Origin of the sequence: Methylophaga sp. UBA3603 (assembly GCF_002375335.1) — a bacterium.
In the GTDB taxonomy this organism is placed as follows: domain Bacteria; phylum Pseudomonadota; class Gammaproteobacteria; order Nitrosococcales; family Methylophagaceae; genus Methylophaga.
Genome location: NZ_DFMC01000009.1, coordinates 164,340 through 184,784 on the forward strand (window position 1 = coordinate 164,340; position 20,445 = coordinate 184,784).

General features: G+C 44.6%; 21 protein-coding genes. 15 read left to right on the forward strand and 6 right to left on the reverse strand.

Going from position 1 to position 20,445, the window contains the following annotated elements:
* The first annotated feature begins 2 nt into the window (after nt 1–2).
* Together fabZ and lpxA are read left to right on the forward strand one after the other, a co-directional pair.
* Nucleotides 3–452, forward strand: coding sequence for a 3-hydroxyacyl-ACP dehydratase FabZ (gene fabZ / locus B4F66_RS08000; protein WP_292358001.1), 450 nt, complete (start codon nt 3–5; stop codon nt 450–452).
* The gene (gene lpxA / locus B4F66_RS08005) at nt 449–1,219 is read left to right on the forward strand and encodes an acyl-ACP--UDP-N-acetylglucosamine O-acyltransferase (protein WP_292358002.1); all 771 of its coding nucleotides are present in this window, start codon (nt 449–451) and stop codon (nt 1,217–1,219) included. Before fabZ ends, lpxA begins: the two co-directional genes overlap by 4 nt.
* Before the next feature lie 32 nt (nt 1,220–1,251).
* On the opposite strand, the gene B4F66_RS08010 is transcribed toward lpxA, so the two are convergent.
* On the reverse strand, nt 1,252–2,436 hold the full coding sequence (locus tag B4F66_RS08010; protein WP_292358004.1) for an ammonium transporter: 1,185 nt from the start codon (nt 2,434–2,436) through the stop codon (nt 1,252–1,254).
* 294 nt (nt 2,437–2,730) lie between these two features.
* Between B4F66_RS08010 and B4F66_RS08015 the strand changes: the two genes are divergently transcribed.
* The 3 genes from B4F66_RS08015 to der are packed head-to-tail and all read left to right on the forward strand — an operon-like array spanning nt 2,731 to nt 5,943.
* Nucleotides 2,731–3,372, forward strand: a complete 642-nt coding sequence (locus B4F66_RS08015) for a YfgM family protein (protein WP_292358006.1) — start codon at nt 2,731–2,733, stop codon at nt 3,370–3,372.
* On the forward strand, nt 3,362–4,531 hold the full coding sequence (bamB, locus tag B4F66_RS08020; RefSeq protein ID WP_292358008.1) for an outer membrane protein assembly factor BamB: 1,170 nt from the start codon (nt 3,362–3,364) through the stop codon (nt 4,529–4,531). The genes B4F66_RS08015 and bamB overlap by 11 nt, the downstream gene beginning before the upstream one ends.
* A 2-nt stretch (nt 4,532–4,533) precedes the next feature.
* Complete coding sequence (gene der, locus B4F66_RS08025; protein ID WP_292358009.1) at nt 4,534–5,943, forward strand: ribosome biogenesis GTPase Der; 1,410 nt, start codon at nt 4,534–4,536, stop codon at nt 5,941–5,943.
* A gap of 61 nt (nt 5,944–6,004) precedes the next feature.
* Here der and B4F66_RS08030 read toward each other — a convergent pair whose 3' ends face one another.
* The gene (locus B4F66_RS08030; protein ID WP_292358011.1) at nt 6,005–6,343 is read right to left on the reverse strand and encodes a hypothetical protein; all 339 of its coding nucleotides are present in this window, start codon (nt 6,341–6,343) and stop codon (nt 6,005–6,007) included.
* A 123-nt stretch (nt 6,344–6,466) separates the two neighbouring features.
* Between B4F66_RS08030 and B4F66_RS08035 the strand changes: the two genes are divergently transcribed.
* From B4F66_RS08035 to fabB, 6 genes are all read left to right on the forward strand, one after another.
* Entirely contained in the window at nt 6,467–8,647 is a 2,181-nt protein-coding gene (locus tag B4F66_RS08035; RefSeq protein WP_292358013.1) for a type I secretion system permease/ATPase, read from the forward strand.
* A gap of 4 nt (nt 8,648–8,651) precedes the next feature.
* Entirely contained in the window at nt 8,652–9,980 is a 1,329-nt protein-coding gene (locus B4F66_RS08040; RefSeq protein WP_292358015.1) for an HlyD family type I secretion periplasmic adaptor subunit, read from the forward strand.
* A 15-nt stretch (nt 9,981–9,995) separates the two neighbouring features.
* Nucleotides 9,996–10,646 (forward strand): response regulator transcription factor, encoded by a 651-nt coding sequence (locus B4F66_RS08045; protein WP_292358017.1) that lies wholly within the window; start codon nt 9,996–9,998, stop codon nt 10,644–10,646.
* Nucleotides 10,647–10,785: 139 nt separating this feature from the next.
* The gene (locus B4F66_RS08050; RefSeq protein ID WP_292358018.1) at nt 10,786–12,105 is read left to right on the forward strand and encodes a TolC family outer membrane protein; all 1,320 of its coding nucleotides are present in this window, start codon (nt 10,786–10,788) and stop codon (nt 12,103–12,105) included.
* A gap of 150 nt (nt 12,106–12,255) precedes the next feature.
* On the forward strand, nt 12,256–12,771 hold the full coding sequence (fabA, locus tag B4F66_RS08055; RefSeq protein ID WP_292358020.1) for a 3-hydroxyacyl-[acyl-carrier-protein] dehydratase FabA: 516 nt from the start codon (nt 12,256–12,258) through the stop codon (nt 12,769–12,771).
* Between the two features lie 9 nt (nt 12,772–12,780).
* Nucleotides 12,781–13,998 carry a beta-ketoacyl-ACP synthase I gene (gene fabB / locus B4F66_RS08060; RefSeq protein WP_292358021.1) on the forward strand — a complete coding sequence of 406 codons (1,218 nt, stop codon included), beginning with the start codon at nt 12,781–12,783 and terminating at the stop codon, nt 13,996–13,998.
* A 43-nt stretch (nt 13,999–14,041) separates the two neighbouring features.
* On the opposite strand, the gene B4F66_RS08065 is transcribed toward fabB, so the two are convergent.
* Entirely contained in the window at nt 14,042–14,212 is a 171-nt protein-coding gene (locus B4F66_RS08065; protein WP_168800108.1) for a hypothetical protein, read from the reverse strand.
* A 56-nt stretch (nt 14,213–14,268) separates the two neighbouring features.
* Between B4F66_RS08065 and B4F66_RS08070 the strand changes: the two genes are divergently transcribed.
* From B4F66_RS08070 to B4F66_RS08085, 4 genes are all read left to right on the forward strand, one after another.
* Nucleotides 14,269–15,033 carry an alpha/beta fold hydrolase gene (locus B4F66_RS08070; protein ID WP_292358024.1) on the forward strand — a complete coding sequence of 255 codons (765 nt, stop codon included), beginning with the start codon at nt 14,269–14,271 and terminating at the stop codon, nt 15,031–15,033.
* The gene (locus tag B4F66_RS08075) at nt 15,026–15,376 is read left to right on the forward strand and encodes a nucleotide pyrophosphohydrolase (RefSeq protein WP_292358026.1); all 351 of its coding nucleotides are present in this window, start codon (nt 15,026–15,028) and stop codon (nt 15,374–15,376) included. The genes B4F66_RS08070 and B4F66_RS08075 overlap by 8 nt, the downstream gene beginning before the upstream one ends.
* Before the next feature lie 60 nt (nt 15,377–15,436).
* Nucleotides 15,437–16,297, forward strand: coding sequence for a formyltetrahydrofolate deformylase (gene purU / locus B4F66_RS08080; RefSeq protein WP_292358028.1), 861 nt, complete (start codon nt 15,437–15,439; stop codon nt 16,295–16,297).
* Nucleotides 16,298–16,689: 392 nt separating this feature from the next.
* Nucleotides 16,690–17,451, forward strand: a complete 762-nt coding sequence (locus tag B4F66_RS08085) for an SDR family oxidoreductase (RefSeq protein WP_292358029.1) — start codon at nt 16,690–16,692, stop codon at nt 17,449–17,451.
* A 43-nt stretch (nt 17,452–17,494) separates the two neighbouring features.
* Here the strand turns inward: B4F66_RS08085 and B4F66_RS08090 are convergent, their stop codons facing one another.
* The 3 genes from B4F66_RS08090 to B4F66_RS08100 all read right to left on the reverse strand — a co-directional run bounded on the left by B4F66_RS08090 (nt 17,495) and on the right by B4F66_RS08100 (nt 20,445).
* The gene (locus B4F66_RS08090) at nt 17,495–17,848 is read right to left on the reverse strand and encodes a hypothetical protein (protein ID WP_292358031.1); all 354 of its coding nucleotides are present in this window, start codon (nt 17,846–17,848) and stop codon (nt 17,495–17,497) included.
* Nucleotides 17,849–17,956: 108 nt separating this feature from the next.
* Nucleotides 17,957–20,083, reverse strand: a complete 2,127-nt coding sequence (locus B4F66_RS08095; RefSeq protein WP_292358033.1) for a TonB-dependent receptor — start codon at nt 20,081–20,083, stop codon at nt 17,957–17,959.
* Between the two features lie 74 nt (nt 20,084–20,157).
* Nucleotides 20,158–20,445, reverse strand: a complete 288-nt coding sequence (locus B4F66_RS08100; RefSeq protein ID WP_292358034.1) for a hypothetical protein — start codon at nt 20,443–20,445, stop codon at nt 20,158–20,160.

Consider the following 20,445-nt stretch of genomic DNA (forward strand, 5'->3'; position numbering starts at 1 on the left):
GATTGAACACCATTGACATACATGAGATTCAACGCTTACTGCCACATCGATACCCCTTCCTGTTGATTGACAGGGTGATTGAATTTACACCAGGTGAGCATCTGGTTGGTATCAAAAATGTCAGCTTTAACGAACCACACTTTACCGGACATTTTCCACAACGTGTGATTATGCCTGGTGTGTTAATTCTTGAAGCATTGGCTCAGGCTACAGGATTACTTGCCTTTAAAACGGCAGACCAAATTCGTTCTGATGATGCCCTGTATTATCTGGCAGGCATTGATAACGCACGTTTTAAAAAACCTGTCGAACCGGGTGATCAGTTGCGTTTAGAAGTAAAGTTAATTAAAAATAAACGTAATTTATGGAAATTTTACGCTCAGGCTACTGTTGACGGCGATGTCGTTGTCAGTGCTGATATTATGTGTGTTAACCAAGAAATGCCTTCGTGATTCATCAAACAGCCTTAATCGATCCTGGTGCCAAAATTGCTGATGATGTGATCATCGGTGCTTACAGTATTATCGGAGCGAATGTCGAAATCGCTTCAGGTACCGAAATAGCCTCACATGTGGTAATAAAAGGTCCGACCAGAATTGGTCGTAATAATCGTATATTTCAGTTCTCATCGATAGGTGAAGAACCTCAGGATAAGAAATATCACGGAGAACCAACTCTACTGGAAATCGGTGATAATAATCTGATACGGGAATCTGTGACCATCAATCGCGGTACAGTGCAGGGTGGTGGTGTTACCAGAGTCGGCAGTAATAACTGGATCATGGCCTATGTGCATATTGCCCATGACTGCATTATTGGCGATGACAATATATTTGCTAATAACGCCTCTCTGGCGGGACATGTCATCGTTGATCAACATGTTATCCTTGGAGGGTTTACGCTGGTGAGTCAGTTTAATCATCTTGGATCACATAGTTTCAGTGCGATGGGCAGCGTTATATCTCGCAATGTTCCACCTTATGTTCTGGTTTCCGGACACATGGCTGAACCTGTCGGAATTAACGTTGAAGGACTGCGTAGACGCGCTTTTACTGATACCCAGATTCGCAATATCCGTCAGGCGTACAAACTGGTTTACCGTTCAGGTTTGCGCATGGAAGAAGCACGAGAACGCTTGCATAGTATTAAACAGGAAGCTGAAGAACTGACAATCTTTATGGAGTTTCTGGATAAGCAACAAGGTGGCATCATCCGGTAGTTTCCTACCGGATGATGAGTTGATAAGCAACCTTAATCGTTTGCCGGGGTTGAGCTGATTTTATGAATACTCAAATCTGCCCCATTGAATTCATCTTCTGTACTTAATCTAAGTCCCATAGTGGCTTTCAAACCGCCATAGACAATAAGACCACCGATAAACGCAATACCTACACCAATGGCCGCTCCGATAAACTGAGAAGCCAGGCTGACCCCGCCCATTCCACCCAGGGCGACCTTTCCGAAAATACCGGCAGCAATAGCCCCCCATACGCCACATAACCCATGAAGTGGCCATACACCTAAAACGTCATCAATTTTCCATTTATTCTGTGCCAGAGTAAAAGTGATGACAAAAATAGCTCCGGCAAGCGAACCTGTTACCAATGCACCAAGGGGGTGCATGATGTCTGAGCCAGCACAAATTGCCACTAAACCGGCAAGTGGACCATTATGGACAAACCCTGGGTCATTACGACCAATAAAACAGGCTGCCAGAGTACCTCCAACCATCGCCATTAATGAGTTAATGGCTACCAGCCCGCTGATGCCTTCAACTTCCTGAGCCGACATTACATTAAAACCAAACCAGCCTACGGTCAGGATCCATGCGCCTAGCGCCAGAAAAGGAATATTTGATGGTGGGTGAGCATATATTTCGCCTTGCTTGCCATAACGTCCGTGTCTTGGACCTAGCAACAGAACGGCTGCCAAGGCTATCCATCCACCAACAGCATGAACTACGATAGAACCGGCAAAGTCGTGAAACGCCGCGCCAAATTGATTTTCCAGCCAATTCTGAATACCAAATAAGCCATTCCAGCTGATGCCTTCAAATACTGGATAGACAAAGCCTGCAATCAAAAATGTGGCAATCAATTGAGGATTGAATTTTGCCCGTTCGGCGATACCACCGGAGACAATGGCAGGTATTGCTGCGGCAAATGTTAATAAAAAGAAAAATTTCACTAAGGCATAGCCATTGTTTTCGGTGAGTAATGGCGAAGGTTCAAAAAAATTCAAACCATAAGCAATTCCATAGCCGATAAAAAAGTAAGCAATAGTGGAAACGCCAAAGTCAGTGATAATTTTGACCAAAGCATTAACCTGATTTTTTTTCCTTACGGTACCGACTTCAAGAAAGGCGAAGCCAGCATGCATGGCAAGCACCATAATGGCGCCTATTAATATAAAAAGTACGTCGCTTGCGTTTTGCACAATTAGTTTTCCTTATAATTAGTGTTGAGCAAGCACCAAAATAGCAAGACTTGCACCAATTTAGACAAAATCATATAAAACAAGCATCTAGAGTTTTTGCTATTCAGTGAATTCTTATAAATTGAACTGTTATGGTGCGATTTTATATTTAATGGCACTTATATGGTGCGATTGGCTGGTGCTGCCATGGTTAGCACAATCAGCGGATAAACACGTATAATCTGGCACTTTAATTCACTTACGAAAAAGTGATGGCTTAACTATCCTTAAATTGCTGTAAGCAAGGAGAAAACGATGGATATCTACGCATCGGATGATGAAAAAGGCGAAGCGATAAAGAATTGGTGGCGGGAAAACGGCCGTTCAGTAGTAACCGGTGTGGTTTTAGGTGGTGCAATAATTTTTGGTGGTCGTTATTGGATTAATTTTCAACAAGCCAAGACTGAGCAGGCTGCAGCAATGTACCAACAAGTTCAGATGAACATCAGTAATGCTGATTTAACAGCTGCTGAAGACTTGACCCAGGAACTCATGCAAACACATTCTGCTACTCCATATGCTGCATTTGCTTCGCTGGAGCTGGCTGCTGAACAAGTGCGCAATGACCAAACTGTAGCGGCATTGGAATATTTACAGTGGACTGTTGATCAGGCAAAACTGAACGCCCAGAAAGATTTGGCCAGATTACGTATGGCTCGTGTATTGGTTGATCAGGCCGAATACGCAAAAGCTTTGGAATTGACCCAACAAACTGTTTCTGAAGGATTTGTTTCTTTATTTGCTGAACTCAAAGGTGATATTTATCTTGCACAGGAAAATAAAACAGAAGCCTATGAAGCTTATGTCGAATCTATTTCAAGTATGGATGCTGATGACCCTCGTAAAACTCTCCTGGAAATGAAGCGTGATGATGTGGCCGTTATTAATGAAAGCTAATGTAATCCGAAATACCGTTGTTGGCTTTGCTCTGATGGCGCTTGCTGGTTGTGGAACAGTAAAAGAATTCTTTGCGGCTGACAGTTACGAAGCTCCGCCAACTGAACTTACTGAATTTCAAGTAGAGTTCGAACCCAAAACTCTCTGGTCAACGGGTACTGGTGATGGTGCTGGATCAGAGTATTCAAATCTTGCGCCCTGGATTCAAGGTGACTCCATTGTCACCGTGGATCATGAAGGAGATGTTCGCAGCCATAATATTGAAAATGGCCGACGTGAATGGCGCAGCAAATTAGATATGCCTGTTGCGTCGGGTGTTGGTGGCGGAGAAGGTCTGATCGTTGTTGGTTCTCAGAGTGGGGAAGTAGTCGCTTTGGATGACAGCACCGGTGATGAACTCTGGCGTCAGCGTCTCAGCAGTGAAGTCCTTGCACCGGCAAAAGTCGGTGGCGATAGCGTTGTTGTGAGAACAGCAGATGGTCGTTTAACAGCGATTTCAGCAAGCAGCGGCAATATTCTGTGGAATTATCAACGCGCCGTACCACTTTTGAGTCTTCGTGGTGTTAGCGCTCCTGTGATTGACGGACAAACAGTTTTTGCTGGATATGATAATGGTAAGTTAGTTGCACTCTCTCTCAATGATGGCAAAGTTATCTGGGAAAAAAGTGTCGCTGTGCCAAGTGGTCGTACTGAGTTAGAGCGATTGGTCGATATCGATGCCGACCCGGTGATCCAAAACGGTATGATTTATGTTGTCGCTTTTCAGGGTAATTTAGCAGTAATGGATACGGATACCGGACAAACCCTATGGGACCGAGAAATGTCCTCTGCAACCGGTATTGCGGTAGCGTCAACGGATGCTGTTTATGTGAGTGATGATCAAAGTTATCTATGGTCAATCGCTGACGGATCTGGTGATTCTTTATGGCGTCAGACATTATTGCTAAGACGAAACATTACCGCGCCAGTCATTGCCGGTGAATATGTGGTGGTAGGTGACTTTGAAGGTTATTTACACTGGGTGGCACGTTCCGATGGTCGTTTTGTTGCTCGTCAAAGACTGGATAAAGATCCTATTCGCAGCCAACCCATCGTTCGTGATGGTGTGCTTTACGTCATGACTACAGGCGGCAAGCTTTCCGCCATTCGGATCCCCTAACTGTGAAACCTGTTATTGCTCTTGTTGGGCGGCCGAATGTTGGCAAATCCACGTTATTTAATCGTCTGACCAAGACGCGCAATGCGTTGGTAGCAGATCATGCCGGTTTGACCCGTGATCGGATATACGGCAATGCGCGTCATGATGAAGCGGAATTCATTCTTATCGATACAGGTGGTTTGACCGTACAGGGTGACGATATGTCAGACCTGATGCGCAAACAGGCTGAACTGGCGATTATGGAAGCCGATCTGATTCTATTTGTAGTTGATGGCAAAACCGGTGTTGTCCCCGCTGATGAATTGATAGCAAAACAGTTACGCAATGTTGGTAAGCCGGTTTTACTGGTTATCAATAAAACTGAAAGCGAGCAAAAAGAGCTGGCGGCAGCAGATTTTTATCGGCTTGGGCTGGGTGAACCGGAAGTCATTTCTGCGACTCAGGGACGTGGCATCAGTAATTTAATGAATACCCTTATGCGTGATTTACCCGCTATTCGTATTGTTGAATCTGAAGAAGATGAAAAAGAAGAAGATACGTCAGGTGATATTCGTCTCGCCGTTGTGGGTAGACCAAATGTAGGTAAATCAACGCTGGTCAATCGTCTGCTCGGCGAAGACCGTGTTGTGGCTTTTGATGAACCGGGCACTACCCGGGATAGTATCTATATTCCATTTGAAAAGGATGGCACGAACTACATCCTAATCGATACAGCAGGTGTCAGACGCCGTTCCAAGGTCTCCGAAGCGCTGGAGAAATTCAGCATTGTAAAAACCCTGCAAGCCATCGAGGCGGCTAATGTGGTTTTGTTAGTATTAGATGCGCACCAGGGTGTTGTGGATCAGGATCTTCATCTGGCTGGGCTGATTATCGAAAGTGGCCGCGCTGTGGTTATCGCAGTCAATAAATGGGATGGTCTGGAGAAACAGGAACGTGAATGGGTTGCAACCAATATTGAGCGTCGTTTGCCGTTTTTGAGTTTTGCCAAGACGCATTTCATTTCGGCTTTGCATGGCAGTGGTGTTGGCTTATTACTTAAATCTGTAAAAACTGCGTATGGCTCTGCCTTAGCTAAAATTCCTACGCCACAATTAACCAGAGTATTGGAAGAGGCTGTTGCCGATCATCAACCACCATTGGTTAACGGACGCCGGATTAAATACCGTTATGCCCATTTAGGCGGTAAAAATCCTCCCCGTATCATTATCCATGGTAATCAGACAGAAGCGACGCCAAACAGCTATCGACGTTATTTGGAAAATTATTTCCGTACTGCACTCAAATTGCAGGGAACACCGGTGATGATTGAGTTTAAGACCAGTGATAATCCGTTTAGAGAACGGAAGAAGCCGGCAGAGAATCCACAGGAAAAACGCAAGCGAATAATAGCCAGTCGGGTTAAAAAGAAATAGCTTTGGGAGTGTTAATCTTCCATCGCTGCCAGCAGTCGTGGAGATGAAAAATCAACAAGCCCTAGAGCAAGCCTTCATCTTCGTTCATTAAATTTTCCAATGAACTAAGATGATGGCGAATCTTTTCACGCTGAACTAATTTTTGTTGCGCTGCCTCAGGTAATTCAGTAAATAAAATCACCCCTTTGTCTATCAGCGTGTTCACCAGATCTTCAATAACCCTTACCATCGCCATGTCTGAGGCTGTAAGTATCGTTTGAATATCTTCCTGGCGGTTGGATTGACCAAGGAACTCAAGTAATTCGGGGGCTTGTGGAGAGATGTAGTGACTATCATCGCTCTGTGGGGAATTAAAAACTCCAATTATGTGACCCTTTTCATCGCGATCGACGTATACCATCTTATTGTTCCCGATTATTCTTGATATGCTACCTTTGGAAAGAGTAAGCGGTCATAGGTTTACAGTAAAGAAAAAAACTGTGAAACTCATCACATTTTGAGTTGGGTAGCGTCGTTGGATTAAATGGAAAATCAAGCAACCACTGAACAAGAACGGAATCGGCAATGGAAAGCTGAATCGGCTTATCTGACTCATGATGATCCGCTATTAGCATGTCTGACGGTTCTCACCAAACTTTTACGAAAACCACATAGCCCTGATTCGATGGTAGCAGGCCTTCCTTTAGTGGATAACCGACTGTCTCCAGAATTGTTTTCCAGAGCGGCTGAACGGGCAGGGCTTTCTTCAAAAGTCATAAAACGCCCACTACGTAAAATTTCTCCGTTGGTGCTACCAGCTGTATTACTTCTGAATGATGGCAATGCCTGTATTTTACTGAAGCTAAACGGCAAAGAGGCTACGGTCATTTATCCTGAAAATGGCGACGCTGAAACTGTCGTGGAATTGAACGAGTTACAGCAGTATTACACTGGCTACGCTATTTTCATACGAGCAGTTCAGCATTTTGATAACCGCAGTGAAAACTCGGCCATCCCTCGGGCCAGACACTGGTTCTGGGGAACGCTGACACGTTATTGGCCAATCTACAGCGAAGTATTCGTGGCTTCAATTCTGGTCAACTTATTTGCCATAGCTTCACCGCTGTTTGTGATGAATGTCTATGACCGGGTCGTACCCAACAATGCGCTGGCTACATTGTGGGTGTTGGCGATTGGTCTGGCGATTGTGTTTGTCTTTGATTTGTTACTACGCACATTACGTGGTTACTTTATTGATGTTGCCGGCAAAAAAGCAGACGTTATTTTATCCGCCACGATTTTTGAAAAAGTACTGGGCATCAAAATGGCTGCTCGGCCCAATTCAGTAGGTAACTTTGCTAATAGCATGCAAGAGTTTGAGTCATTTCGTGACTTTTTTACTTCGGCCACGCTTGCCACGCTGATTGATTTACCGTTTACCTTTTTGTTTATAGCCGTTATCTGGATGATTGCCGGTGATTTAGCCTATATTCCGTTGGCGGTTATTCCCATTACGATTTTGATTAGTTTAATCATTCAGATACCGTTAGGTCGGGCAATTAAGCAGTTATTTCGTCATGCTGGACAAAAAAGCGCCACACTTATAGAAACATTAACCGGCCTCGAAACGATCAAAAGTCTGGGGGCAGAGAGCCCGTTACAACGTAAATGGGAGCAAACTGCCGGCTCTATTTCCAAGTACAGTCAACGGGCCAAACTGCTGTCATCAGCAGCAGTAAATTTAACCAGTTTTGTTCAGCAAATGACCACTATTGCCGTGGTGGTTTATGGGGTCTACAAAATCAGTGAGAACGAAATCAGCATGGGTGCCTTGATTGCCAGCACCATACTGGCAGGCAGGGCGCTGGCACCAATGGGGCAGCTGGCAGGTATTTTAACGCGTTTTCATCATTCAAAAGCCGCGTTAAGTTCTTTGAACAATATGATGAATTTACCGGTTGAACGTCCCAGCGGTCGGGAATTTCTGCATCGTGAGAAATTCCAGGGTGGTATTGAATTCAAACAAGTCAGCTTCCGCTACCCAGAGCAGGCCATAGACGCATTAAGCGATATTTCCTTTAAAATTAAACCGGGTGAAAAAGTTGCCATAATCGGCAGAATCGGTTCCGGTAAAAGTTCGATAGAGAAATTGATTCTGGGTTTATATGAACCTGCCGAGGGTGCAGTGCTTCTGGATGAGACGGATCTGCGACAGATTGATCCAATTGATTTACGCCGATCTGTCGGCTATGTTCCTCAAGATGTCATGCTGTTCTATGGCAGCGTGCGCGACAATATCGCTTTAGGGGCTCCCTTTGCTGATGATGCCGCAGTATTACGAGCGGCTGAAATAGCCGGCGTGACTGAGTTTATCAATCGGCACCCATCAGGGTTTGATATGCCTGTCGGTGAACGTGGTGAAGGCCTTTCCGGTGGACAGCGTCAGAGTATTGCCGTGGCGCGGGCTTTATTACTGGATCCTCCCGTGTTGGTTTTGGATGAGCCAACCAATTCCATGGATAACAGTAGTGAAGAACGCTTTAAAACCAAACTGGGTGAAATTATCAAAGATAAATCGCTTATTCTGGTTACACATCGTGCCTCTTTATTAAGCCTGGTGGATCGTGTGTTAGTGATGGATCAGGGTAATTTAGTAGCCGATGGGCCACGTGAACAAATTCTGGCTGCGTTAAAGAGCGGACATATCCGGGTTTCGAAAGGGTAATTGGATGGCCTGGTTTAAAAAAAATAATGACGATGTCAATTTCATGTCTGAAATCAGTGCGGCAACGATGGCCTCAACCCATTGGGGAGGGCATATTCTATTATTGCTGATCGCAGCTTTTATAGGCATTGCTTTATGGTGGGCGAGTGTTGCAGAAATTGATGAAGTCACACGGGGGCAGGGAAAAGTAGTTCCCTCCAGCAAAGTTCAGATAATTCAAAATCTCGAAGGCGGCATTCTGGCGGATGTTCTGGTGAGTGAAGGACAAATGGTTGAAAAAGGCGATGTGCTGTTAAAAATTGATGACACACGTTTTTCATCATCTTTTCGTGAATCAAAATTAACTTACTGGGAGTTGGTGGCCAGAACGGCGAGATTGAGTGCCGAAAGTGAGGGCAAGCCATTGGAGCTTCCCGATGAACTGATGATCAATCAACCGGAACTCGCTGCAGAAGAGCGGGGATTATATCAATCCCGACAATTACAATTGCAAAGCACAATTGATGTTTTAAAAAGACAAGTTGAACAGCGCCGACAGGAACTGGTTGAAAAACAGGCCAAGCAACAGCAGCTCAGTCGCAGTTTTGAGTTGAGTAATCAGGAATTACAAATGTCCGAACCTCTTCTGGCGGCCGGCGTCATGTCAGAAGTTGAGATATTGAGACTGAAACGTACCGTCAATGATCTGAAAGGTGAAATGGAGTCGAATCGTCTGGCGATTCCGCGTATTCGCTCTTCGATTGATGAAGTTCAGCAGAAAATAAATGAAGCGGTTACCCGGTTTGAGTCAGAAGCGGCAAGAGAGCTCAGTGAGGTGCGAGCTGAAATGGCACGCACCGAAGAATCTGTATCGGCATTAAAAGATCGGGTGACCCGGACGAATGTACGTTCGCCTATGAAAGGAACCATAAAACGTTTGATGATCAACACTATTGGCGGAGTCATACAGCCAGGTATGGATCTGGTGGAAATTGTTCCTTTAGAAGATAATTTGCTTATCGAAGCTCAGATACGACCGGCAGATATTGCTTTCTTAAGACCAGGACAGGAAGCAATAATAAAGTTTACAGCATATGACTTTTCCATTTATGGTGGGCTAGAGGCAAAGCTGGTACGTATCAGTGCGGATACGATCACTAATGAAGAAGATGAAAGTTTTTATCTTATCTATTTACGCACTGAACAAAATTTTATAAAAAGTAGTATGGGCGAATTAGGAATTATTCCGGGCATGACAGTGACCGTAGATATTCTGACTGGTGAAAAAACCGTGCTTGATTACTTATTAAAGCCCATACTGAAAGCAAAAAATGAAGCGTTGAGAGAGCGTTGAGGCTAAGGTTGAACGATGACAGTAATTACAGAGACTGAAAAAAGTCTTTATCTGGCTACTGCAGATGCGGATGTGGCGCGTGTCATAACTGATGCATTGCCAGCTTTGTACGACGTTAGCCTTTATAAGGATGTTAACGGTTTATTAGACGCATTAAAAAAACAAACAGCAGAATTGGTACTTTGTCATCAATTTCTGCTGGATGACAATCCTGATCATGTTATCAGTGAACTCAAAAAGCTCTGCCCGGATAGCAGAATTTTGGTGATTGGCCCTCCACGGCCAATACCGGTACAAATAGCAGCCTTGAAGCAGGGCGCTCGTGGTTATTTCAATCAAAATCTGCCGATGAGCAAACTACAAGAAGCTCTGCTGCTGATTTTGAATGGTGAAGTCTGGGTCGAGCGTCATGTGATATCCGGACTGATAGATGAAATCAGTCATATTCCTGAAGTGAGTGAAAAACAGCGTAAAGCAGCAGAAACACTTTCTCCAAAAGAATTGGAAGTGGCCAAAATGGTTAGTCATGGTGCGACCAACAAAATGATCGCTCGAAATATGAATATCACTGAAAGAACAGTGAAAGCCCACTTAACTACCATTTTTCAGAAAATGAGTTTACCGGATCGTCTTTCTCTGGCTATCGTCTTTAGGGATCTTAGATAGAGCAGATTGTGTATTTGAACTGTTTTGACTACAATCGGCCGGTAATGGACTAGTAAGTATTACCTGGGGGGGAGAAGCTGTAATCGGTAGTGACCCTTGATAAAGAATACTAATTACTGCTTTGAACTAGGAAAAGAATATGAACAAAGCGCTTTTTTTAATCCCATCATTGCTCTGCTCTAGCTTTGTGCAAGCTGATACATTACAGGAAGCAATTCACACCACGCTGAAAACCAATCCGGATGTTTTGGCTTCAATCAGTGAGCGTCAGGCGGTTTCCAAAGAAATTGATCAGGCACAGGCAGGTTATTTCCCAACAATTGATCTGGGGCTCGGAACCGGTTGGGAGTCAACTGATAATCCAGCTTCCCGTAACCGTGGTGACGGTGAGATTCATTTAAATCGTGATGAAGCCAGTTTGAATCTGCGGCAAATGCTTTATGATGGCAGCCTGACCAAAAATGAGGTTGAACGTCAAAAAGCCAGAACCGATTCACGAGCACATTCAGTTTATAGTGTGGCTGAAAACACTGCTTTAGAGGCGACAGAAGCTTATCTTAATGTGTTGCGTCGGCAGAAATTGGTGGAATTAGCGCAAACCAATCTGGAATCTCATCTGCGTACCCATGATCAGATTACCTTACGCAGCGAACGTGGCGTAGGACGTCGGGCAGACATGGATCAGAGTTTGGGTCGCCTGGCATTAGCGGAAACCAATTTAATGGCTGAGCAAAGCAATTTGCGGGATGCCGAAACCAATTATTTACGTGTCGTTGGCGAAGCGCCATCCTCATTGTCACAGCCCCCGTCACCTGAACCGTTTTTGCCAATGACAGTGGAAGAAGCGGTCAATATCGCTATTCAGAATCATCCAACCTTACGTTCTGCTCAAGCTGATGTCGCTTCGGCCAATGCACAACATGACGTTACCAAAGCTGCTTTTTTACCGCGTGTTGATTTTGAATTAGGCACTCGTAATGACCATGATATTGATGGGGTTCGAGGCACTGATAAAGACGTCACAGCCATGTTCAGACTACGCTACAATCTGCTGAATGGTGGAAAAGATAAGGCAAGACGTGAAGAAACGGCTTTTCTGATTAATCAGGCGGCTGAAATTCGCAATAATACGCACCGTCAGGTGGAGCAGAGTGTCCGTTTATCATGGAATGCTCTGGAAACAGTACGCAGACAAATGTCATACTTTGAAGAATATGCTGCAGCAGCTGAAAAAACCCGCGATGCCTATCAGCAACAATTTAACTTTGGACAGCGCACATTACTGGATTTGCTGGATTCCGAGAATGAATTGTTCCGGGCGCGAATTGCACTGACGAATGCTCAATATGATGAAATTTTTACGATGTATCGGGTGCTCAACAGTATTGGATTATTACTGGAAAGTCTTGAGATAATTGCGCCTGCTGCGGCAACCACAGTTGCTGATAACCGTAAATAATCATTCTCCACAGCTCAATAAAATCGATAAGCCATGCCGTAGGGTATGGCTTTTTATTAGAACCAGTGCGTTGATAGCTGCATCTTTTTCTGCATTCAAACTATCATGCTATTATATCGTGCTTAATTTGTAGGGTTATTTTAGAATTTCATGAGTAAGCAATCATCTTTTTCCTTCGAGGAACTCTTGCAGTGTGGCCATGGAGAAATGTTTGGCCCGGGTAATGCCCAACTGCCAGTACCGAATATGCTGATGATGGATCGCATCAGTCATATTTCAAATGATGGTGGCGCCTATGGGAAAGGTGAAATCATTGCTGAACTGGATATTCATCCGGATTTATGGTTTTTTAAATGCCATTTTCCGGGAGATCCCGTTATGCCGGGTTGCATGGGCTTAGATGCCATGTGGCAGTTACTAGGCTTTTTTCTGGCGTGGGATGGTAATCCCGGCAGAGGAAGAGCGCTGGGCTCAGGTGAAGTGAAATTCACCGGCCAAGTATTGCCTACTGCCAAAAAAGTGACTTACCGTATTGATTTGAAACGAGTAATTTCACGCAAGCTGGTATTGGCCATTGCAGATGGCACAGTGTCGGTAGATGGTCGCGATATCTACTTCGCCAAAGATTTACGAGTTGGTCTGTTTACTTCAACTGACAACTTTTAGGACAAGACAATGAGACGTGTAGTTGTTACTGGTATGGGGATCACCTCTTGTCTGGGGTTGGATCTCGCCACCGTTACTGAATCACTTCGCACCGGTCGTTCTGGTATCCGCTTTAAGCAACAATATGCTGATATGGGATTTCGAAGCCATGTAGCGGGGTTTTTTGATATTGATTTTAAAGAATTTATTGATCGTAAAGTGTTGCGGTTTATGGGGGATGCGGCCGCGTATGCCTATATCGCAATGAAACATGCGATTCAGGATGCAGGCTTAAGCGAAAGCGATGTTTCCAATCCTAAAACAGGCTTGGTGATGGGCTCCGGTGGTGCATCCTCTTCCAATCAGGTTGAAGCAGCGGATATTCTCCGCGAAAAAGGCCTGAAACGGGTTGGTCCTTATCGTGTCACTCAGGTTATGGGAAGTACCACTTCCGCCTGTCTAGCAACTCCTTTCAAAATCAAAGGCATTAACTATTCGATGTCTTCGGCCTGTGCCACGAGTGCCCATTGCATCGGTAATGCTATGGAGCAAATTCAGCTTGGCAAACAAGATGTTGTGTTTGCTGGTGGTGCGGAAGAAGAACACTGGACCATGAGCTCATTGTTCGATGCGATGGGTGCTTTATCGACCAAATATAACGATACGCCCGAAAAGGCTTCCCGTGCATACGATACCGATCGTGATGGGTTTGTTATTGCTGGCGGTGGAGGTGTTTTAGTTCTGGAAGAATATGAACATGCCAAAGCGCGTGGAGCCAAAATTTACGCGGAACTGACGGGATATGCAGCCACTTCTGATGGTTATGACATGGTGGCTCCTTCTGGTGAAGGCGCACAACGTTGTATGGAAATGGCCATGTCGACCATGCGTAATAGCAAAGTTGACTATATCAATGCGCATGGCACAAGTACACCGGTCGGTGATTTGGCTGAATTAGGTGCGATTAAAAAGGTGTTTGCGGAAACACAGATACCACTGGTAGGTTCAACTAAATCACTTTCCGGACATTCTCTAGGCGCTGCTGGCGTACAGGAAGCTATTTATAGTCTACTGATGTTGGAAAATGATTTTGTGGCTGCTTCTGCAAATATTGATAATCTGGATGAACAGGCTCAGGGCATGCCAATTGTGCTGGATCGTAAAGATAATGCCGATCTTAAGGCCGTAATGTCCAATAGTTTCGGCTTTGGCGGAACCAACGCCTGTCTGGTGTTCGAAAAAATCTAAACTGAATAAAAAACACCCTTAGCAAAATGCTAAGGGTGTTTTTTTAGCTTAAGTCCGCATCAGTCACAGGACCACGCTTACCCGCTAATGCTTCCTGCATCAAACTCACTAATTGCTGTTTTTTCACTTCATCGTCCAAATGTTTTGAACTGAAGGTTATGCCAAAACGATCGGCATATTGTTTGACCAGAATCATTAATATTGCTTCGTCCACGTTCACTCTCTCCAAATTTTTCAATCACACATTATAACGTGTTAACGTGAGTCACTATGAGATTACACTATCAATCTTCTGGGCAAGGTCAGCCATTAGTTATCCTGCATGGTTTATTCGGTTCATCAGATAACTGGCGTAGCATCGCCTCAGCTTTATCAGCAGATCGACAGGTTATCAGTGCTGATCTACGTAATCATGGGCAATCCTTTCATCATCCACAGCAAACTTTTGAATTAATGGCAGAAGATCTGCTGAATTTACTGGATGAATTAGAGTTATCAACAATCGATCTTATGGGACATTCGCTTGGTGGAAAAACAGCGATGCAATTTGCCCAAATGTTTGCTGACCGTGTCCGCAGACTTATTGTTGTTGATATTGCTCCTCGCCAATATCCTGATGAGCATAGTATTATTTTCAAAGCTTTAATGGCATTAGATCTGTCAAAATTTTCATCGCGAACAGAAGCGAGTGAGGCCCTGGCGGATACACTGCCTGATCCTCTGGTGCGTCAGTTTCTGTTGCTGAATATGCAAAAAGGCGATCAAGGGTTTAGCTGGCGTATTAATTTGCAGTATTTATTTTGTAGTTATCCGGGTTTGCTCCAAAGTGTAGAACCAGATGATCCTGAGGAAACACCGACACTATTTATCAGTGGGGGAAAGTCTGATTATGTAACTGACAAAGATTGGCAGCATATTAAGACACTTTATCCTCAGGCAGAACATGTGGTGATCGATGGTGCCGGACACTGGGTGCATGCCGAAAAACCCGATATTTTTATTCAGCAGGTAAACAGGTTTCTTGCAGATGATTAATGCCGATTTATTAAAACAGCTAATTGAATTCCGTCGTGAACGAGACTGGGAACAGTTTCATAATCCTAAAGATATAGCGATTTCATTATCCATCGAAGCGGCTGAACTGCTGGAATGGTTTCAATGGCGTAACAAGACCGAAATTAAGCAAATGCTGGAGACTGATAAACGTGAAGCTCTGGAAGATGAAATAGCCGATGTTGCTGTATATCTGAGCTACCTTTGTCACGATCTGAATATCGATATTGAACAAGCCATACAACGTAAAATGCACAAAAATGCGGCTAAATATCCGGTTGATAAAGTCAAAGGCCGGGCGGACAAATATAATGAATATTCATAAAACAGCTACAAAGTGCTAGCATCTGCGCTTTGATTTTCTGCCCGTTGAGGTCGTTTGTTCATGAAAGCCATCGTTTTGCTGATTCAATGTGCCGACCAGAAAGGTTTGCTGGCCGGTATAACCGGTTTTTTTGCTGAACGTGGTTACAATATTCTGCATTGCCAGCAATATACCGATACCGACGAGCACGGTCGTTATTTCATGCGTCTGAAGGTGGAAGATGAAGCTCAGTTACCCCATGAAATACTCCATCAACAATTCAGCTCGTTAGCAGCAGCCATGGAACTGACCTGGTCAGTGCATTTCACCGATGTGCCATACCGCGTAGCCTTGCTGGTGACACGGGCATCACATTGTCCTTATGACTTGCTGTTGCGTGAGTTGGAAGGTGAGTTGAAATGTGACATTCCTGTCATTATCGGTAATCATCCCGATTTGGAGAATATGGCGCGTCAGTTCAAAAAACCGTTTTATCATCTGCCCATCACCAAAGAAACCAAACAGCAACAGGAAACACAGATTAAATCATTACTCTCCGAGTATCAGATTGATCTGGTGGTGATGGCGCGCTATATGCAAATTTTGTCAGAGCAGTTTGTCAAAGAGTTTGCCGGTAAGGTTATCAATATCCACCATGGATTTTTGCCCGCTTTCCAGGGTGCCAAGCCCTATCATCAAGCTTACGAGCGTGGAGTGAAGTTAATCGGCGCCACCGCACATTACGCTACCGCTGAACTTGATGAAGGCCCGATTATCGAACAGGATGTCGAACGGGTTCGTCATGATAATAGCCCGGCAGATCTAGTGATGATTGGTAAGGATATTGAGCGTCTGGTTTTGGCACGTGCTGTGAAAGCCCATATCGAGCATCGCATTATTGTTAGTGGCCGCCGCACTATCGTTTTTGCTGAAGGTGCCTGATAGTCTTGTTCCGATTGATATAAATAGAATAAGAGTGGAGGCATGACAAAATTATCAATATTTACTGGTATCTTTCATCCATGTCAGCGGCTAATAAAGTTTATAACAACTAAGTTTTTGTGGGGTTAACCACAGAGACACAGAACGAACGGAGTTTTTGATAGTTGATATCCACAGATTACGCAGATTTTCGCAGATGATTAAAAGCGATCTAGTACGTTGATTAAAATTTAAATGAACTTCATACATATCATTATCTAACCCATATTTTTTAGTCGCATGGTCAACAGGGATGTTATTGTAAATTTTTTAATCTGCGTTCATCTGCGGAATCTGCGGATACATATGACACTGTGTCTCTGTGATTCAAATAATAGTATTAAAGGCAAAAAATGAATTCATCCCCAATCATTATGATTACCGGCGCTACCGCAGGATTTGGTGAGGCATGCGCCAGGTTGTTTGCTAAAGCAGGGTGGCGCCTGATTATTACTGGGCGGCGCATGGAACGTTTGCAAAGCCTGCAAGCGGAGTTAGGTGGAGCTTCACAAGTCTGCATCAGTTGTTTTGATATCAGTGACCGGCAGGCGACCGAACAGGCGTTTTCCGAGTTACCAGCCGAATTTCAGCAGATAGATGTATTGGTCAATAATGCTGGTTTAGCATTGGGACTTGAACCAGCTTATGCCACGGATCCGGAAGACTGGGAACGCATGGTTGATACAAATATCAAAGGGTTAATGCGCTGCAGCAGGCTGGTTTTGCCGGGCATGCAATCAAGAGACAGGGGATATATCATCAATATCGGATCGGTGGCCGGAAACTGGCCTTATCCGGGCGGTAATGTGTATTGCGCCAGTAAGGCTTTTGTAAGACAGTTTTCGCTGGCCCTCCGTGCTGACTTGCTGGGTACGCAAATCCGGGTAACCAATATCGAACCAGGAAATGCCGAAACTGAATTTTCCATGGTCCGTTTTAAAGCCGATGAAGAGCGTGCTGAAAAAGTCTATGAAAATACGGTTGCACTAACGGCTCAGGATATTGCCGATACCATCTGGTGGTTGGTTAATACCCCAGCGCATCTGAATGTCACCACTATGGAAATTATGCCCACCCAACAAGCCACAGGGCCTTTAGCGATTTATCGTGGCTAGGCTTGTTTATCTGTCATCGATGAAGGTTAAAAAAGCCCCAGTATCAGCCCAGTAACCCGTTATTAGGATTCGCTATTGGACGTTGGGCTTTTAAGGTTTTCAGTCCTTTAACGCTGCGGGTGATATTCCAGATTATCCAAATCACCATCACGGCTAAACCGTATAAATTGCCCAGATATAAAAGTCCCCAGGAAACCATCAGCAATATGAGGCTGATATAAAAACCATTTATTTGAAACAGATAATGCGATTGTAGCCAATCTGGAGCTTTGCCTTTTTTTTCATAGGCTACAAGAGCCCCCATCACCAGCATGGGGTAGATAAGCGAACCCACCAGATTAAAGATATAGATCAGTTTAATGCTGCTGATGTCATCGCCAGTTTCAATTAAAGCCATGTAGATTTATCCGTAAAAAATACCTCAATCTAGCAGAATACTGACTCTTGCTCCACAAAAAAGGCCCGACAAAGTCGGGCCTTTTCAGTTTGAGCATAACGTTAACTGTTAACCGCCAAAGTCGAAACGAATACCGGTGTATATGGTTCGTCCCAGAATAGGCGATTCATCTTTAAAGAAGCTGGTATGCCGACGACCGTCTTCATTCAGCAAATTACGTCCCTGAATAAAGATTTCAGCACCTTTTAAACTTGCTGGAGACCAATTTGCATCAAACGAAACCAGGTTATAACCGTCCGTATTGCTCTCAGTCACAGCGGTTTTGGTTTGTTTAAACACCCGACGGTAGTCGAGACTGAAATCCCAGTCAGCATAGGAGGTATCAAATCCAATCCCTAAGCGTGTTGGACTCATGCGAGGAATATTTTCACCATTGCTGAGTTTGCCGCGTACATGATCGGCAGACAAGCGCATGCTAAGTGGAATAGGACCATCAATCAAGTCAGTTATGGCACCAAATTCAGCACCATACAACTTGGCATTTTGTTGTTCATTGACTACCAGCGTATCGCCCTCAATTTCAATGGCTTGGCCAGTCCCATCATTTTGTGCTGCTAAATAAATAAAGTCATCGACGTAGTTATAGAAAGTAGTCAGCTCATAGCGGAATGCCCCTAAATGACGATCAAAACCGACTTCAAAATTGGTATAGGTTTCCTTACCCAGGTTCGGATCACCAATTTCAACAGTCCCTGCTGCTGCATGGCTACCAAAGGCATATAATTGCTCTGCCGACGGAGCCCGTTGCGAACGGGTAACGGACATTCTGAAATGATGGGCCGGATCTACCTCAACCAGAGTTCCTGCCGATAAACTGAATGGAGTGAAGCTATTACTGCCCAATACGGCTGATTGTTGGAGTTCTTCACCACTTGGCAAATCAATATCTCTGGCCTCGTCAAGATCGTCTGTACTGGAGCGCACATGATCGACCCGTGCAGCGACTTCAAAGCGACCAAAATGCGTGGGTAATTCTTCCAGGACAAATAAACCGACGGTGCGTGTGTCATTACCACGGATATAAAAGCCACCACCGTGTTCATCAACGTCCCCGTGGCCGTGACCTTCGCCCTCAGCCTCAAAGTCCCGATCATTAAATTGCAGACCGACAACACCCTCCCAATCACCAATCGGGTTATGCACCAGTTCCAGACGCATTTCAGTTTCGTTATTGTTGAAACGCGTTTCAACTTCACTTTCAACAAATGCACCATTATCAAATTCAGAACCAATTTCCTGTTGACGGTAGCTGGTGTAGGCCATTTTCAGCCTGGCTGTGCTGAAACCCGGTAACGGATCATTAATTTCACTGCGAAAATCAAAACGATCGTTTTTCGCGCGAATCCGTTCCTGCTCTTCTTCACCTTGTCCTAAAAAGACTTCCGGAATGCCGTATTGAGTTTCCCAAGTGCTGTAACCCAAACCGGCAAAGCCCCAGTCACCTTTATACAAACCGGTGATAGAGAACACATCATTTTCTACTTCACTGTTTTGTAATTTATCTTTACGGCCGACCTGCTGGTCTTTTTGCTGATAACCATCAATATCAAAATCACTGGTACGACGAACCCCATAGTCCGTCCGCAATACAAAGTTGTCTCCCAGTGGTAGTTCAAGTCCCAAACGTCCCTGGCGATCATGTCCATTGATGCCGTATGACATCTGCCCATCTACTCTTGGAGCATCCCCAAATTCAGGATTAAATCGATTACTGCGAACATTGATAACACCTCCAGCAGCACCGCTTCCATAAAGTAATGTCGCCGGACCTCGGAAAACTTCAATTTGATCGGCACGACCAGCATCCATGCCGATAGCATGATCTGCACCTTCACCGGAAATATCGGAAGTACTCAATCCATCTTCCAGCACTTTCACACGGGATCCCTGTAAACCTCGAACCACAGGACGTCCTACGCCCTGACCAAAGTCGGCATTATGCACACCAGGTAAGCCATCCAATGTTTCGCCTATTGTACTGGCGCGTTTTTGATTAAGTTCATCACCCGCAATAACCGTGACCGGCTGGATCAATTCATCAGAGGTACGGTTGCCTAATGGATCAGAAGTGACCACCAGGCGTGGGATATCAACAGTATCTTCAGCAGCTAACACTGCAGAAGCCATAGGGGAGAGTGCCGCAGCAAGCAACACTACAATGGGTTTTTTATTCATCACGAATAATCCTCATAGCAGAAATCAGTAGCCATTTTCTGAATAGAAAAATGGCATTCAGTCATATTTGAACGCTATGAGAAAATGGGTGGAGCGCGAATCGCGAATGAAAGATAAAAATTTTCAAAACGAGCAGGGAGGGTAACAGAAGACTGAAACTGAAAATATTGTTGCCAGACAGCAACCGTCAGCTGATTGTGGTTATCGGTAGATGGGGTATGACTGACAACATTTAACTGATCACATAATGCTATGTGATCATGAAACGCATGTTCGGCATCATGCCAAACGGCTATGGATTGCATCAGCAATAATGCTGCTGCAAAGAGCCATAACAGATGTTTGGTATGCCGAATTTGCAT

Excerpts from the sequence above, each read along its gene's own strand:
- B4F66_RS08035 (WP_292358013.1), top strand. The coding sequence starts at position 6,467 with ATGGAAAATCAAGCAACCACTGAACAAGAACGGAATCGGCAATGGAAA.
- bamB (WP_292358008.1), top strand. The coding sequence starts at position 3,362 with ATGAAAGCTAATGTAATCCGAAATACCGTTGTTGGCTTTGCTCTGATG.
- B4F66_RS08015 (WP_292358006.1), top strand. The coding sequence starts at position 2,731 with ATGGATATCTACGCATCGGATGATGAAAAAGGCGAAGCGATAAAGAAT.
- B4F66_RS08090 (WP_292358031.1), bottom strand. The coding sequence starts at position 17,848 with ATGGCTTTAATTGAAACTGGCGATGACATCAGCAGCATTAAACTGATC.
- fabB (WP_292358021.1), top strand. The coding sequence starts at position 12,781 with ATGAGACGTGTAGTTGTTACTGGTATGGGGATCACCTCTTGTCTGGGG.
- B4F66_RS08070 (WP_292358024.1), top strand. The coding sequence starts at position 14,269 with ATGAGATTACACTATCAATCTTCTGGGCAAGGTCAGCCATTAGTTATC.
- B4F66_RS08045 (WP_292358017.1), top strand. The coding sequence starts at position 9,996 with ATGACAGTAATTACAGAGACTGAAAAAAGTCTTTATCTGGCTACTGCA.
- B4F66_RS08095 (WP_292358033.1), bottom strand. The coding sequence starts at position 20,083 with ATGAATAAAAAACCCATTGTAGTGTTGCTTGCTGCGGCACTCTCCCCT.
- B4F66_RS08050 (WP_292358018.1), top strand. The coding sequence starts at position 10,786 with ATGAACAAAGCGCTTTTTTTAATCCCATCATTGCTCTGCTCTAGCTTT.
- B4F66_RS08075 (WP_292358026.1), top strand. The coding sequence starts at position 15,026 with ATGATTAATGCCGATTTATTAAAACAGCTAATTGAATTCCGTCGTGAA.
- B4F66_RS08040 (WP_292358015.1), top strand. The coding sequence starts at position 8,652 with ATGGCCTGGTTTAAAAAAAATAATGACGATGTCAATTTCATGTCTGAA.
- B4F66_RS08085 (WP_292358029.1), top strand. The coding sequence starts at position 16,690 with ATGAATTCATCCCCAATCATTATGATTACCGGCGCTACCGCAGGATTT.
- B4F66_RS08100 (WP_292358034.1), bottom strand. The coding sequence starts at position 20,445 with ATGCAAATTCGGCATACCAAACATCTGTTATGGCTCTTTGCAGCAGCA.
- fabA (WP_292358020.1), top strand. The coding sequence starts at position 12,256 with ATGAGTAAGCAATCATCTTTTTCCTTCGAGGAACTCTTGCAGTGTGGC.
- B4F66_RS08030 (WP_292358011.1), bottom strand. The coding sequence starts at position 6,343 with ATGGTATACGTCGATCGCGATGAAAAGGGTCACATAATTGGAGTTTTT.
- purU (WP_292358028.1), top strand. The coding sequence starts at position 15,437 with ATGAAAGCCATCGTTTTGCTGATTCAATGTGCCGACCAGAAAGGTTTG.